A 16000-nucleotide genomic window follows, 5' to 3' on the forward strand; every position below is an offset into this window, starting at 1 on the left:
ATCAAAACCAAGAAAGAACAGATTCTTCACTTCATAACCGATGACATCATCAGAACTGCGGACATCTCAATTCTTTCTCAATGTTTTGGCTAAAGCCGATTTTGTTGCTTGGCTTTTATTATTTAATGGGCTAAAGCCACATTCCTATTGAACCTCAATATTCCAAAATGTCATTCCCCTTTCTGAACATTTACAAATGTTGGGGACTCAGAGTGACGGTTTCCTAAAACTTGACAACCCGATAACCTGACAACGCGAAGCAGAAAACCACTACAACCAATACAAACACTACAACCATTTTTCCTAATTTTCGGACTAAGTGATATAAATGCATATATTAGTAACATCAAATTTCGACCTCCATGGATTTAGGAAATATCATATATATCATTGCCATAATCGCATATTTCATTTACACAGCGACAAAGAAGAAAGCAAATCCTGAAGAATTGGAACAACCGGATTTGCCGGATAACCCTCAGGAACAAAGAAAGCCTGTTTCTTTTGAAGATCTCCTGAAGGAAATCAGGCAAGGTCAGGGCCAAAGGGAAAAAGAACTTAAAGATTCAGGTCAGGGTAAATCGGCCGAAACATTTCCAAGAAGGCAGGAAGGTAGGACATTTGAACAGCCCAAGCCGAAGACTGTCCAAGAAGTCAAAAAAATCAAGAGATATGAAAGCTACGAAGGGGTTATTGAAGAAAGAGCCCTGCCTGATAGGATTAAATTAGCAGATCAGGAAAGAATTCACAGCCATGTTGAAGGGATTAAATCTACCATTGCTCTTGAATCTGTAGACGGAAATGAAGAAGAGAATAAATACAAAACAATGCTCAGAAATCCTGAGACAATCAAAGACGCGGTGATTTTGAGTGAAATTTTAAATAGGAAATATTTTTAAAGCCGAGCTTATTTTTTGATTTAAGAATAGACTTAAGTTCTCGGTTTTGGCTTTCATAAGTTTGAAATTTTTGTTTTTACTGATTTTATACTGTTTGATTTGGTTTAGCACCATTTGCCATAATCTTTACTCTATGATTTTCGGAAAAACAATTGTTTGCCTTTGGCGTTATAGCTAAGTATTAATTTTTAATCCCAAACCCAATCCCTAATACCAATATCGAAAATGAAAACATTAACTGAAATCAAAACAGGTGAATTGTCTTCCGCTAGAAGAGATTTTATCAAAAAATCCGGCACTATGGCGGCCATGTCCTTGTTTGGAGTTGCATTTTTTACAGGTTGTTCCTCAGATGATACAGATCCGGGAAACGGCACCAACAATCCTCCCGCTACCGGAAGCGGAATTACCGTTACAAGCACTTCAGTCACAGTCAATCTTGACCTGGCAACAGCTTTGGCAACAGCAGGAGGTTGGGCTTTGGTCATTGAAGCAAAGGTCCTGATCGTCAATCTTGGAAATAATACTTTCAGTGCTTTGACTTCAGTCTGTACCCACACCCAATGCGATAGAAACTGGACTTTTGGAAGCAATGTGTTTACTTGCACCTGCCATGGATCAAGGTTTAATACAGAAGGTGCAGTTCTTACAGGACCCGCAAACAGACCGCTGAGAAGTTACGCTACTAGCCTGAACAACAGGACTCTGACTGTAAATCTCACCTGATGAAAAGGTTTTTGATTTTTCCTTTGGTCTTTTTTCTCCTGTTAAAACCGTATGAAATCAAGGCCCAAGGCTTCAAGACAGAAAGCGGATCCGTTGAATTCCTTTCTAAAGCCTCCTTGAATGAATTCACGGGTGTATCTGGTTCTCTTAATGGATTGGTGGATTTGGAAAAGAACCTCCTTGACTTTTTTGTAGACCTAAATACCGTCAAAACAGGCATAGGATTACGCGATAGACATATGAGGGAAAATTACCTAGAGACAAAGAAATTTCCTTTTGCCGAGTTTACCGGGAAATTAGAGTCCCTGCCAAACATCGTAATAGGACAGTCTAGGGAAGTAATGGCCAAAGGAAAATTTAAAATACATGGTGTAGAGCGTGATATTGAAGTCCCCGGTAAGTTGACATTGGTCTCTGACAATGAACTAAAACTGGAAGCTCAGTTCAAAGTTTTCCTTTCAGATTACAAAATCGACATCCCTACTGTGGTGTTTTATGAACTCTCAGAAGAACAGGTTGTAACCATTAAGGCTACTTTAAAAAAGAATTAGAAACCTAATCCATCATTTTATGAACTTAAAAATCCTCTTCCTTTTGGCAGGGTTGGCTTTAGTATTTCCTTCATTTGGCCAACTCGAGCGAAAGCTAGCTGCTGAAAAACAAAATGTTGATTTGATATTCCATGCACCTAGGCATATCAATTTGCTTACAGTAGAACCAATGGATAAAAAGGAACTTCATTTTGCGATCATGCATACTTTTGGGACTTTGGAAGGTGGTGCACAGGATTTGTGGGGCTTGGACAATGGGGCCAATATACAGTTCAGTTTTGAATATGCCTTGAGTGATAAATTCTCTCTCGGAGCGGCACGTCAAAGCCGGGACAAAGTCTACAACTTTTATGGAAGATACCACCTGCTAAGTCAGACTCAAGACAACAGCATGCCTATTTCTTTGTCTTTGATGGGAGGTGCAGGAGTCAATTCTTCTGATTACCGTTTTTTACAGAGTCAGGCACCTGATTTTATGGAGAGAACATCTTACGCTTTTCAGCTTATGGCAGCCCGCAAGTTTTCGGATAAGTTAAGTGTTCAGGTAACTCCAATGATGGCTTATTTTGTTGACCCAAATCCTATTTTCTTTATTGAAGGGGATCAAAACCTATATCTCGCTTTGGGATTCAGCGGTAAGTATAAAGTGACTGGAAAGTCTTCACTGACACTCCAATGGATTCCAAACCTGAACAACGATCTGAGAAACAACCTTGGTGTAGGAATTGATGTTGAGGCGGGAGGACATGTATTTCAGATGTACTTTGTCACTTCCCAATTTCTGAATGAACAATATTTATTGGCAGGCGGTAATGGGATTCCCGGAGATGAATTCAGAATAGGTTTTAATGTCAACAGGATATTTGCAACAGGAAGAAAGAAATCCAAAAAGTAATTTATGTGTATCTGCTATCTTGCACATAGCCAAACAATAATTTGTTGGAGGAGCCATTAAACACCCGGTGGACAGGGGACTGTCGTATGTAGACGAGTATCCGCATGTGATACTACCTCCTATAGCCCAACGTGCAACATTTCGGATACTCATAAAGTAATTTCTTTTTTAGTCTGATTGAAAAGGTGAAAGTAGCATTCAATAAAATAATCTCCGACATTTTATGTCAATTTCGATTTAGGGATTGACTAAATCGGTATCTTTTGAACATAATTCTACTCCCATGGCTCAAGCGAATACCATAGAACAACAAAAGATTCTTCGTGTTTTTAAACTCATCAACCTTCTGCGGGGAAATATCGGGAAAAATGTACACCGGTTGGCAGAATCCCTCAACACAGACTCAAGGACGATTTACCGTTATTTCAAGTTATTGGAAGCTTTGGGATTTGAAATAGAAAAAAAGCATTCCAAATTCAGGATTGTGGACCGCGTGGAGATTCCTATTGAACAGGTTTTTGGTACTTTCAATGAGGAAGAAATCGGATTCATGAATGAACTGATCAACAAAAGCAGCCAAAAAAATCTACTTAAAGATTCTATCCTTCAAAAAATCAATATCCGATCAGATTTTAGGCAAAGTGTCAACCAGCTTTTCAATGCCAACTTGGGGATTTTTGTGGACCTGATTTCCCATGCGATCAAAGACCAAAACCAGGTAATCTTGAGGGATTATTATTCAATGAGTTCGGATTCCATTACGGACAGGTTGGTCGAACCTGTGTCATTCAATAAAAATTTCGATTCCATCTATGCTTTGGAAGTGGAAACCAAAGAAATGAAAATGTTTAAAATCGAGCGGATAGGGGAGGTTTTGTTGACTTCCAAGGTATTCAGATACCAATCCCTGCATCAGCCCTTGGAGCAGGGATTGTTTGGATTTTCAGGCAAAAGTCAGTTTACAGTCCAACTCAAACTCTCCAAAAAAGCCTATCAATTAATGATTGAGGAGTATCCGGATGCCAAGCCATTTACCTTCACCAAAAACAGGAATCAATATTTTTTTGAAGGGAAAGTGCCTCAGTTGCCGGGATTGGCCCGTTTTATCCTCGGCTTACCGGGAGAAATTAAAGTTGTCGAGGGAGAGGAGCTAAAAATGTATTTGGAAGAGCAGTTGGAGAAGGCTAAATTTTTTTGATTCTTATACTTTTAGCTCTGATAGTGATAAATTGTAAAGACTCTTTGTTAAGGACATTATTTAAAACAGAAAGCAAATTGTTAAAAACCTCTTCAAATTCATTTCTTGAATACCTGAGAAAAATGACTGAGCAATTTTTTAATCCATTTGCGAAAAAAAGTTCTCCGAAATCTTTGTCTTCAGTGATAATAGTTGCCTGCATTTCTTTTGCGAGATGAATAATTTTCTTGTCACTGAGACCTTGATAATTCCCTTTTATTGAAACAAATTCAAACCCCTCATTTTCAATTTTTGATACAAGCCTTTGTTCAATGTTGTCGTCAAAAATAATCACTAGACTTCGATGTTTTCTTCAAGAGATATCATATCAGCCGCAAACTTAAGAGCTGCCAAAATCTGTTCTTTTGAAATATGTGGATAGCTTTCCATTAAATCTTCGATGGAATTTCCGTCCCCTAGTTTTCTTATTACAAGTTCTACAGAAATTCTAGTCCCTTTTATTATCGGTTTTCCCAACAATACATCAGGGTTTCTTTCAATTAGGTTTCGATAAGTCATTGCAGTAATATTTTTATGCCAATTCAATTTAAACAAAAAAGCCACAATTTTCATCATGGCTCTTTCTTTCACTTATTTTTTGAAATACTTTTTTTCTAGAACCTATTTCAAATCTCAAATCTCCCATCTCACATCTCAAGTCTCAAATCTCCAGTCTCATTGATGCTCATCTCTCAACAAATCATTGACAGTCTTCACAGGATTGAAGGTAATCAAGGGAACTTCCACGAATACAGTATTCCAACCTGCCATCGCCCCGTTCCATAATCCCGGCAATTCCAAGGCCTTCAGGTCGCGTCCACTTTTTGATTTTTCGGTGATGAACCCTGTCCGCATATCCCTGAATTTCAACAAGTCAAATTTATTCCCCTTGTAATCCTTTGTGGCACATACCAAATCCACGGGATTGAAGTGGGTAGAGGCAGAGAAAATCTCTTTGTGTTTTGGGTTGGAAAGGTCGATCTGCGCGGTCTCTGCGATCTGTAGGGAAAGCGAACCGTCATCCTCTTTCACCCAAAAAGGTCCACCTCCCGGTTCCCCTGTATTCTTGACCATCCCGCAGACGCGCAAAGGCCTGTTGAGTTTGTGGTGCAGGTATTTTCCTTTTTCAGCAGTATTTTTACCTTGGTAGGAATCAGGTAAAATTCCTCCCAAAGAGTCTGTAACTACTTTCTCGGCAAAAGACACTGCAGATTCATCTATATTCTGATCCAACTTTTTCAAGGCTTCGAAGACTTTCTCCTGTATCTCAAGCAACAATCCCCCGATTGCAATCTTATATTCCTTGGTAGTCTGCTTCAGCCTGTCGGGAACTTCATTGTCAATGTTTTTGATGAAAATCATATCCCCGTCGATGTCATTCAGGTTTTCGAGCAATGCACCGTGTCCTGCCGGTCTGAACAGAACGCTGCCATCTTCCTCTACAAAAGGCTCGTTGTCCATCGTTACCGCTATCGTATCCGTGGATTTCTTTTGTTGCGAATAGGTAATATCGAACTTGACCCCATATTCCTTTTCCAGCTTTGGCTGAACTTCAGCAATCAGGGACTTAAACTTTGGCTCGTGGTCAGGAGAAACCGTAAAATGGAGCCTGATGGTATTGTCTTTTCCCAAACTATACATCCACCCTTCGATCAGGTGTTCGTAAGCCGGAGTTCTGTTGTGGTCAGCATATTTATGGAATTTCAATAATCCTTTGGGGAGATTTCCATATCCCAATCCCGAATCATTGAGCAAGGCTGAAATGATTTTTTTGTATTCCTTGTTTTCCAAAGCTTCGTTGATGCTTGAGCCTTCTTTTTTAAGGGTATTGTCAAGGTCTTCATAGAATGCAAACTTCTCGATCTGACTGATAAATTTGTCTACAAACTTGTTTTTGGAAATATCTCCGTCCCCTTCCACAAAAGAAAAAAGGTCTTTGAACATCCTCGTGGCGGCACCGCTTGCAGGTACAAATTTGACCACCTCTTTTTGCTTTGCTTTTTCCGGATAGGTTTCCTGGAAATGTTCCAATTCGGAATCTGTCAGTAATTTGATCCCGTCACCGATGGTAGCAGCCCTTTCGATTGGTAAAAATGGGAATCCTTCTTTGAAGTTTTTGAGCTGTTCTTTGGCATTTTCAAGGGACATGCCCTGACTCAAAATCTGCTTTTCAAGCTGTAAATTCATGGTTGAATGGTTATTGGTTCAAAAATTATAAAGTGAATTAATATTTTCTTCTTTTGTTAAACTGATGGTTTAGATAGAATAAAGGATCGATAACAAATCAATATCTAAAAATATCCAATTTCTATCAATATCTGATTGAAAAGAATTAAATGGTATTCCAATTTCTATGACTTTACAGATATTGAATATATAGAATGGAAGCTTTTTCTAAATGCTAAAGTTAATTTTATCACCCGGTCTTTTTTGTGAGAGGATGTTGAGGGAATTGTTCTCCACATGCAATATCCTTGGATATCCCCCTGTCACTTGTGCATCCCGCATCAGGATGATGAGGTTGCCGTTTGGAGTCAACTGAACGGTGCCGGGATAGACAGGTGCTGTAAGGATGGGTTCTACCTCATTTTCTATGGTTTCTTCGAGTTGGTACGCCATCCTATTGACCAAAGTGGAAATAGTGAAAGACTTTTTCATGATTCTATTTTGAGTCAACTTGGGCAATTGGTCCCATTCGGGACCTTTATATACCTTAATTTCACCATGTTTGAACCAATTGAGGTTCATTTTGGCATGTGAACTTAGGGCAGGGTAGAAGCGCTCCTCAGAAAGATAACAGACAGAATCACTTTTTTCAATCTTGGATTGAGGCGTAATGTCGGGGTACCAACTCCTGCTTTCGGCTACGATTTCAGACTCAAAACCTCCCTGAATACCCATATAGAGCCATTGGCCTTTCCTGAATTTACGTATATGGATGAGATCATCTTCTTGAATCTCGAGTATTTTTCCTGCCTTGACGGGTTTTTCATTCCAATAGATATCCGCATCCGCCCCCACAAAAACGACCCTTGTCGCCAACTCAAAAACCATCTTGGCACCGGGACCTCCCATTTCCAAAACTGAATCAAAGAATTGGTTTTGAAGTAAATAGTTGGCTTGGGTCATCGAAAACCTGTCCATGACTCCTGAATATGGGACTCCATATACTGCCATACCAAATCTCCCAAGGTCCTGAATGGAGGACAATAACCCCGGCTGGATAAAATGGATATAGGCGGGTGTTTTAATCATGATGCCATGAATAGAGCCCTTGACGGGAGAGTTGTTGGATATCTTCGAAAACTTCCCTTGTGATAGGTTCAAATTTGATTTTGTCACCCACTGCAGGGATTACCGGTCTTTCTTTTGAGATATCAAAAAGCCTGACTGGACATTGGCCTATGGCATGCCATCCACCGGGACTTTCGGCAGGATAGATTCCTGTCTGTTGACCTCCTATGGCTACTGTCCCTCGTGGCATAGATCTATCTGGGGTTTTCTTCCTAGGTGTATACAGTTTTTGATCCAATCCTCCGAGATACATGAATCCTGGCAAAAAACCGTAAAAATGAAGAGTGTAAATGGTTTCGGAATGGAGTTTTTTGATTTCTTCGATGCTGATATCATGGATTTGGGAGAGTTTTTCAAGGTCTCTACCTAATTCTGCGCAGTAGCATACTGGGATTTTCCAGATTTTGGAAGCAAATGTGCCAATGATTTTTGGCAATTGATTGATCTCTTCTAGTATATCACCGCAATCCTCCTCACTAATTTCAATCCTAAGTTTCAATGAAACTGTGTTGAACCCCATCCTTATTTCTCTGATACCCTCAGCGTACTCATTCTCAAAAAAACTCCTAACCTGCAGCTGTTCGTGAAGAATGTCATGGGAAATTTCTTTTGGCCACACCAGTTCTATTAATTTGCTGTGAATCCTAAAAATCCTGATGTTCATATCTTATTGACCAAAATTTGCTCTGATGCCGTTTAAAATTTTCAATGCCGCAGGATTGTCACCGTGAATGCAGATGGTCTCTGCCTCAATGGGAATGAAATTTCCTGTGATGGTTTTGATTTTTTTTTCATTAACCATCCATCCAATATGCTCTATCACTTCTTGAGGGTCAGTAAGCAATGCTTTGGGTTTGCTTCTGTCGACCAAGGTCAGGTCATCGTTATAACTTCTGTCTGCGAAAACTTCCCTTTTGATTTTGATGCCGGATTCTATCGCCATTGCCGCCATCAGGGATTCTGCAGGACAATATAAGAAAGCATCGGGGAAATATTCTTCCATCAAATATATCAGTACATAGGCGGTTAGGTCATTTATTGCAGCAAAATTATACAGAGCACCATGAGGCTTGACATGATGCATAGCTAAACCTTGTCGTTGACATAGTTTTTCAAAAAATTGGATTTGTTTAAAAATGATTGTTCGGAGTAGCTTATGATCGATATTCATGTGCTTTCTCCCAAAATTTTCTCTGTCAGGATAGGAGGGATGTGCACCTACTTTTACCCCAAATTTTTTGGCAAGCTGTAAAGCATCAACAATACTTTTTTCATCTCCTGTATGGCCGCCACAGGCGATACTGGTACTGTCAAGCATTGGCATCAGGAGTCCATCGTTTGGCAATCCTTCTCCAAGGTCACAGTTGATATCTAATGGAAATGGTCTGCTTTTCATCAGGCTAAAATTAGCAAATTACTTGTTGAATTAGGGATTGCAGCTGATTGGTTTTTATTGGATTCAATTATTTTTCCAATTCTCTAAAATACAATACTGCCAACAATTTTGGTTTGATATCACGTTGAACGTTATGCAAATGAATTAGGAATTAAACAAATCTTAAATCCATAAATATTTATTTTTAGTTCAACTCCATTTTCAATTCAAGGAAGTAAATCAATCACATCTGAAGCAAAATCATCCATACTGAATTCTCCTTTCGGGGTAAAACCAAGACGGACGATCACCAAATCTTGTGATGGAATGACCAAAATCCACTGCCCTTCAAATCCCCCTGCATAAAAAGCATCATTGGGTAGACTTGGAAATTTCTTCTCATCAGTAATGCTTGGATTGCCGGCGTTGAGCCACCACTGTGCGCCATATTCTCCCATAGGTGCCGCAGTGGCAGGGGTGGTGGCAAATTTCACCCAATCTTCCGATAGGATCTGCTCGCCAAGCCAGTTGCCTTTGCCCAACATCAGCAAACCCAATCTCGCAAAATCCCTCCCCGGGGCAAATACAAAGGAAGAACCCACGAAGGTGCCGGAGGCATCTTTTTCCATGATGGTATTGTGCATGCCTATTTTGTAAAACATCCCTTCATAAGGCAGACGCTGGTAATTTTCTTCGCCAAGTTGGTTGCGCAGGATCTTGGAAACAATATTCGTGGTGCCGCTGGAATAGTAAAAGTATGTTCCGGGTTCGTATTTGAGCGGTTTGGAGGCAGCGATGGCTGCTGCATCGGGTTTAAGAAAAAGCATATTCGTCGCATCTGAAACACCGCCGTAATCTTCCACCCAATCTAGACCGTTGGTGGCCTGAAGCATGTTTTTGAGGCTTATGGCTTTTCTTTCATCTGACCATTCGGGAAGTAAGCCCTTCTGATCCAAACTTAAGACTCCCCTGTCTACCTGCAAACCCACCAAGTTGCTGATGATACTTTTTCCCATAGACCAACTTGTATGTTTTGTGTTGATATCATGGTCATTGCCGTAGCCTTCAGCTACCAATTGGCCTTTGTGCAGGACTACAATCATGTGGGTCAAATGGCTCTTCTTGACAGAATCTTCAAATTCAATATCAATCAAATCCTGGATCTTCCGGTATTGAGGCAGGTTTAGGATGGAATCGTTGAGCCTGTTGCCGTTTGGCCAACTCACGGTATCCTGATTCCAATTAGGCTTGGGCACTTCATAATATGTCTGGCTTCTGACTTCCGCTTCATCCATTCCGGACAACAAAGTACAGCCCTGTCCTTCTCGGTAGATGGCTACCCTTTTGGCCAGTCCAAATACACTTCCAGTAACTTTTTGTCCTTCCCTGTCCACTTCAAAATCCCCCAAGCTAATCGGGAATGCCTTCAATTCTTGGCTCATCACCGAATTTTCGTCCCGATCGGCAAGGAAAATACAACTGCACATGATCTTGGATCCATAGGAACTGACAAGCGGGAAGGATTTCCAGGCATAGTTGATCCCATAGCCTAAGCCTGCCAAAAGGATCAAAAGGAAGGAATAAAGGATTTTCTTTTTCATTGGGTTGGTTTGGGTCTTTTTTGTTTCCGGAAATTTAAAGGTTTTATTATTTCTGATTGTATTTTTTTTACCCCAATGTCCGCTAAGGTTTCGCAAAGGGGGCAAAGGGTATTGATTTTTTACCACAGGACGCTGAGAGCGCAAAGGAAATGGTCAGGAGGAGGAGGGATTGTTATCCTGCTTCCTTCGCCAATGTTTGTGTCTCCACAAACATTCCATAATCTTTAACTGCAATGCACGCAAAGGTTTCGCAAAGGGGGGCAAAGGGTTTCTATTCTTATACCTTGGAGGAGGCAGAGCACAAGGACGGGAGCATCAAAAACAAGAATGAAAACAGGAAAAAACTTCCCCTTGTCATTTCGAACGTAGAGAGAAATCTTATCATTCTTAATCCTTTGATAGCAATGGTCGCAAAGAATTCAAAATTTTAACTTTTTAATTCAGAATTGTCCTAAGTCTATAATGCCTTTCCACCTTAAAAACTTATCTTAATCCCCTGAAAAAGTAAACATACTTTGTAGATGATTTTAAGAGAATTGAAACCAAAGAAGGCGCTCAACAAAGCTTTTTTGAAAGTAAAACCCAACAGGATTGAAATTGAAGGTTTCAAAGCCAACCTCATTACACTCCTCGACAGGACCAATGACACCGAAACGGAAGAGTTTCACAAGAATCTCGTTTCGGACTTTCTCAAGGATACTTACTACAAGCAAAACCACTTTATCAATACCAAAGGCCGCAATGACCTTGTCATCCACAACGGCAGTCAGGCCAATACCCCTGTGGCCGTGATCATCGAGGCCAAAAAGCCGACCAACAAATCTGAAATGGTGACGACTGAAAAGCTGAACGCAAAAGCATTTCAGGAATTGGTCCTTTACTATCTTAGGGAAAGAATTACCCACAAAAATCTGGAAGTAAAACACCTTGTGGTCACCAATATCAACGAATGGTTCATCTTTGATGCCACGCTTTTCGACAGGCTTTTTGCCCAAAACAAAAGCTTTGTGCAGAGATTCCAGGATTTTGAGGATGGAAGACTGGCAGAAGTAAAGACAGACTTTTTCTACAAAAAGATTGCCGAACCTTACATCGCCGACATCAAATCAGAAATAGAATTTACCTATTTCAATATTCAGGATTACCAAAGACCCCTGAGAAACGAGGACAAACAGGACGACAACAAACTCATCGCGCTCTTCAAACTCCTGTCACCCGAACACCTTCTCAAACTCCCTTTTACCAACGACAGCAACAGCCTTGACAAGCGCTTCTACGCCGAACTGCTCCACATCATCGGACTCACGGAGACCAAAGAAGGAGGCAAAAAACTCATCGGCCGCAACAATGTGGGGGAAAGACACTCTGGCACGATCCTCGAAGATGCCATCATCCAACTCGACAGCCTTGACAAACTGAGCCGGCTTGACAAACCAAGCCAATACGGAAGCACGAGCCAAGAGCGGCTTTTCAATGTCGCCCTCGAGCTCTCCATCACTTGGATCAACAGGATTTTATTCCTGAAACTGCTCGAAGCACAATTGATCACTTACCATAAAGGAGACAAGGCATATTCCTTTCTCAACCTTGACAAGATCAAAAGCTATGACGACCTGAACAGCCTCTTCTTTCAGGTCTTAGCAAGGAAGCATGAGGACCGGAATGAGGATGTCAAAAAGGTCTTTGAGAAATTACCCTACCTCAATTCCTCGCTTTTTGAGCCGACGGACATGGAGCAGGTTACTTTATTTATTTCCAACCTGAAGGACACCAAGTCCATTCCTGTCATCGCCTCTACCGTTCTCAAAGACAAGCAAGGCAAAAAGCGCACAGGAAACATGCCTGTTTTGGAATACCTTTTTGCGTTCTTGGATGCCTATGACTTCAGCAGCGAAGGCTCGGAAGAGATACAGGAGGACAACAAAACGCTTATCAATGCATCGGTGCTCGGTCTGATATTCGAGAAGATCAACGGATACAAGGACGGTTCCTTTTTCACCCCGGGCTTTATCACGATGTACATGTGCCGGGAGACCATCCGAAAGGCTGTCGTGCAGAAGTTTAACGAAGCATTAAATGCCCTCACTCCTGGCCGTAATGTAAAAGATGGGGATTCTTCTAACGCCCTCACCCCTGGCCCCTCTGCAAAAGGAATAGGAGAACTCAACACCCTCACCCCTGGCCCCTCTCCCCGAGGGAGAGGGGTTGGGGATGAACCCAGAATTGAACTTCAGGGGCAAAAGATAAATCCTGAGCTTTTGGAACATGCAAGGGAGATGAGAAAAAATGAAACCCCTGCAGAAGATTTTATGTGGAATCTCCTTCGAAATCGGAGATTTCTTGGATATAAATTCAGAAGACAGCATCCCGTGGCCCAGAAATTTATCCTGGATTTTTTCTGTGATGAATTACGGCTTGGGCTTGAGTTAGACGGCGACTACCATAATTCTCAGGATCAAAAAGAATATGATGAGGGAAGAACATATGAACTGACAGAATTGGGAATAAAAATAATCCGATTCAGCAATCAGGAAGTTCTTTGGGAAACAGAAAAAGTCCTTGAAACCATCCGTGAATTTGCTAACACCAAATCTCTTCCCCCCCTCTCCCTTGGGACAGACGAGGAAGGCGCATCCCCCCTCTCCTTTGGGAGAGGGGCCAGGGGTGAGGGTGATTATAAAGGAAGAGCCGCCAGAGTTGAGGGTATACAATTAAAAAACTTCAACGACCTCTATGACTTCATTGGTCCGGGCGGTGTATTTTCCTACCAAGAAGCCAACAATATCGTCAACAGCATCAAAATCTGTGACCCTGCCGTGGGTTCGGGACACTTCTTGGTATCGGCACTCAATGAAATGATTGCTGTCAAAAACGACCTCAAAATCCTCCTCGACCGGGACGGAAAGCGCCTGAAAGAATACCAAGTCGAAGTCGTCAACGACGAACTGACCGTCACTGACGAGGAAGGGGAGTTATATGAATACAAGCCTAACCACAAGGAAAGCCAACGTATCCAAGAAACCCTCTTCCATGAAAAGCAGACGATCATCGAAAACTGCCTCTTTGGTGTCGATATCAATACCAACTCTGTCAAAATCTGCCGTCTCCGTCTTTGGATAGAACTGCTGAAAAACGCCTACTATAAAAACCCCACCGAACTCGAAACCCTTCCCAACATCGATATCAACATCAAGTGCGGCAACTCCCTCGTCAGCCGCTTTGCGATCGATGCAGACCTGAGGCAGGCACTGAAGAAAAGCAAGTGGTCTATAGACAGCTACCGCATCGCCGTCGATACCTACCGGAACGCCGAAAACAAAGAACAGAAGCGGGAAATGGAAAGGCTGATCGCTGACATCAAGTCAGACTTCCGCTCTGAAATCACCAAAAACGACCCCAAACTCAAGCGCAAAGCACAGATGGCCGGGGAACTCTATAACCTTACCATGCAGCAGGGCCTTTTCGAAGAAAGCCCAAAACAAAAGAAAGAACGCCTTGCTAAAGTAGAGAAACTGGAAGAATCCCTCAACAAACTAGAAACCGAAATCGAAGAGATCAAAGCCAACAAGATCTTTGAAAATGCCTTTGAATGGAGGTTTGAATTCCCTGAGGTATTGAATGAGGAAGGGGACTTTGTGGGGTTTGATGTGGTGATCGGGAATCCGCCATATATCAGGCAAGAAGAGTTTTCTGATATGAAAACATATTTGTTATCCGCGTTTAATGAAACAGGTCAAGGGACTGCAGACCTGTTTGTATATTTTGTTGAACTATCGATGAGGTTATTGAAGCAAGATGGGGAATTTGCTTTCATCATTCCAAATAAATGGATGAGAGCAGGTTATGGAAGAAAGCTTCGAGAGTTCATTGCCAACCAACACATCCATTATTTAATTGACTTTGGGGATTTACCTGTTTTTGAAGAGGCAATAACTTATCCCAATATAATTCAATTAAAAAATGGAGCTCCAATTGATCTCTTTCCAGCCTGCAAAGTTGGCACGTTGAAATTTGAATTTGGTCTTGAAAATTATATCAAGGAGAACAGAATTGAAATAAATATTAAAGAACTTTTACCTGATGGATGGTCACTCTCTAACTCTAAGAATCAATCACTACTTGCAAAAATCAGAAGTAAGGGTGTTCCGTTAAGCCAATACGTTAATGGTAAGATTTTTTATGGGATAAAAACAGGGTATAATGAAGCTTTTGTAATTGATAAAGAAACCAAAGAAAGATTAATTGCAGACCATTCTAAAAGTGCAGAAGTAATCAAACCATTTTTGGCAGGAAGGGATATAAAACGTTATCAGACACCTGAGGCGGATAAGTTTCTGATTCTATTTCCAAAGGGATTTACAATTAAAAGAAACTTACCTCCATCAAGTCCATTTTATGTAAGTGAACCTCCTGCAAGATATGGAGATATGCCTTTTGATGATGCTTGGGAATGGATTAAAAAGACCTATCCTGCAATTGCAAGACACCTTTATCCATTTAAAGCCAATGCTGAAAAAAGGACTGATAAAGGTGATTTTTGGTGGGAACTTAGAGCCTGCGATTATTATAATGAGTTTGAAAAACCCAAAGTAATGTTACCGGATATTTCCCTTAAATGTGAGGCTCTAATGGATGAAACCGAAGGATATTATTCAGTCAATACTGCATATATTATTCCAGGACTATCAAAGTCTGATTTGGGAATTCTTAATTCTCGTTTGACATTATTCTTTTACTCAAACCTAACTCAAACTATCCGTGGCGGGTATTTAAGATTTATTCGTCAATATCTAGCCCAAATACCAATTATCAAAACAGATAGTTTAGAAAGCTTGGTTACAGAAATTATTGAATTGAAAAAACAAAACCCAAACGCCGACACCACCGACTTTGAAAACCAAATCGACCAATTGGTTTATCAGCTTTATGACTTGACGGAAGAGGAGATTAGGATAGTGGAAGGGGGTGAAGGATGAAGATTAATCTAAATGATCTGGAGAAACAATTATTTCCTGAGTACTACCCATTTTTTGATAGACATTTTGATGCTGATTTGGATTACTTGAAGTCTGTAGAAGGTTTTGATGAAATTTCGGTTCAAAATATATCCTTCAAATTGAGATTGGTCAATTCCTGTTTAGCAATAAAGGATCAGAAACTGCGTGAAAGTCTATATTTTGTTTTCCAAAACTTATTTTCCAAAGCATATGATTATGAAAGATTTTATGATTGGAAAGACCTGAAAGTGATCCTTTGCTTTTTTATTTTATATGTGTATCCGCATGAATGCACGTGACAAAATTTGACAATAAGTGTCAATAATTTGTGGTTGAAGTATAGTGGTTGTTTCTTGTACTAAAATATGAAACATTATGACCATACTACAATTCATGCAAAATTTTCCTGATGAATCAAGCTGCGA

13 protein-coding genes are annotated in these 16000 nt (G+C 40.7%); 6 read left to right on the forward strand and 7 right to left on the reverse strand.

Annotated features, from left to right (window positions below; genetic code table 11):
* Positions 1–362 precede the first annotated feature (362 nt).
* From MMU07_RS02265 to MMU07_RS02285, 5 genes are all read left to right on the forward strand, one after another.
* Positions 363–899 (forward strand): hypothetical protein, encoded by a 537-nt coding sequence (locus MMU07_RS02265; RefSeq protein ID WP_241124204.1) that lies wholly within the window; start codon positions 363–365, stop codon positions 897–899.
* Between the two features lie 225 nt (positions 900–1124).
* Entirely contained in the window at positions 1125–1625 is a 501-nt protein-coding gene (locus MMU07_RS02270) for a QcrA and Rieske domain-containing protein (protein ID WP_241124205.1), read from the forward strand.
* Positions 1625–2176 (forward strand): YceI family protein, encoded by a 552-nt coding sequence (locus tag MMU07_RS02275; protein WP_241124206.1) that lies wholly within the window; start codon positions 1625–1627, stop codon positions 2174–2176. Before MMU07_RS02270 ends, MMU07_RS02275 begins: the two co-directional genes overlap by 1 nt.
* Positions 2177–2195: 19 nt before the next feature.
* Positions 2196–3071, forward strand: a complete 876-nt coding sequence (locus MMU07_RS02280; protein WP_241124207.1) for a DUF5777 family beta-barrel protein — start codon at positions 2196–2198, stop codon at positions 3069–3071.
* 283 nt (positions 3072–3354) lie between these two features.
* Entirely contained in the window at positions 3355–4269 is a 915-nt protein-coding gene (locus tag MMU07_RS02285; RefSeq protein WP_241124208.1) for a helix-turn-helix transcriptional regulator, read from the forward strand.
* Here the strand turns inward: MMU07_RS02285 and MMU07_RS02290 are convergent.
* From MMU07_RS02290 to MMU07_RS02320, 7 genes are all read right to left on the reverse strand, one after another.
* Complete coding sequence (locus MMU07_RS02290; protein WP_241124209.1) at positions 4256–4603, reverse strand: DUF5615 family PIN-like protein; 348 nt, start codon at positions 4601–4603, stop codon at positions 4256–4258. The genes MMU07_RS02285 and MMU07_RS02290 overlap by 14 nt on opposite strands.
* On the reverse strand, positions 4603–4899 hold the full coding sequence (locus MMU07_RS02295) for a DUF433 domain-containing protein (protein WP_241124210.1): 297 nt from the start codon (positions 4897–4899) through the stop codon (positions 4603–4605). Before MMU07_RS02295 ends, MMU07_RS02290 begins: the two co-directional genes overlap by 1 nt.
* A gap of 84 nt (positions 4900–4983) precedes the next feature.
* Positions 4984–6495, reverse strand: coding sequence for a DUF4301 family protein (locus MMU07_RS02300; protein ID WP_241124211.1), 1512 nt, complete (start codon positions 6493–6495; stop codon positions 4984–4986).
* A 207-nt stretch (positions 6496–6702) separates the two neighbouring features.
* On the reverse strand, positions 6703–7563 hold the full coding sequence (locus MMU07_RS02305; RefSeq protein ID WP_241124212.1) for a 5-oxoprolinase subunit C family protein: 861 nt from the start codon (positions 7561–7563) through the stop codon (positions 6703–6705).
* The gene (locus MMU07_RS02310) at positions 7556–8266 is read right to left on the reverse strand and encodes a 5-oxoprolinase subunit B family protein (protein WP_241124213.1); all 711 of its coding nucleotides are present in this window, start codon (positions 8264–8266) and stop codon (positions 7556–7558) included. The genes MMU07_RS02305 and MMU07_RS02310 overlap by 8 nt, the downstream gene beginning before the upstream one ends.
* A 3-nt stretch (positions 8267–8269) precedes the next feature.
* A complete protein-coding gene (pxpA, locus tag MMU07_RS02315; protein ID WP_241124214.1) occupies positions 8270–8998 on the reverse strand; it encodes a 5-oxoprolinase subunit PxpA in 729 nt (242 codons plus the stop codon).
* A 206-nt stretch (positions 8999–9204) separates the two neighbouring features.
* Positions 9205–10578: a serine hydrolase domain-containing protein gene (locus MMU07_RS02320; protein WP_241124215.1), complete on the reverse strand. Its 1374-nt coding sequence runs from the start codon at positions 10576–10578 to the stop codon at positions 9205–9207.
* Positions 10579–11099: 521 nt separating this feature from the next.
* On the opposite strand from MMU07_RS02320, the gene MMU07_RS02325 reads away from it, so the two are divergent.
* Entirely contained in the window at positions 11100–15554 is a 4455-nt protein-coding gene (locus tag MMU07_RS02325) for a DUF7149 domain-containing protein (protein ID WP_241124216.1), read from the forward strand.
* Positions 15555–16000: the final 446 nt, after the last annotated feature.

Origin of the sequence: Cognataquiflexum nitidum, assembly GCF_022538055.1 — a bacterium.
Taxonomy (GTDB): Bacteria; Bacteroidota; Bacteroidia; order Cytophagales; family Cyclobacteriaceae; genus Cognataquiflexum; species Cognataquiflexum nitidum.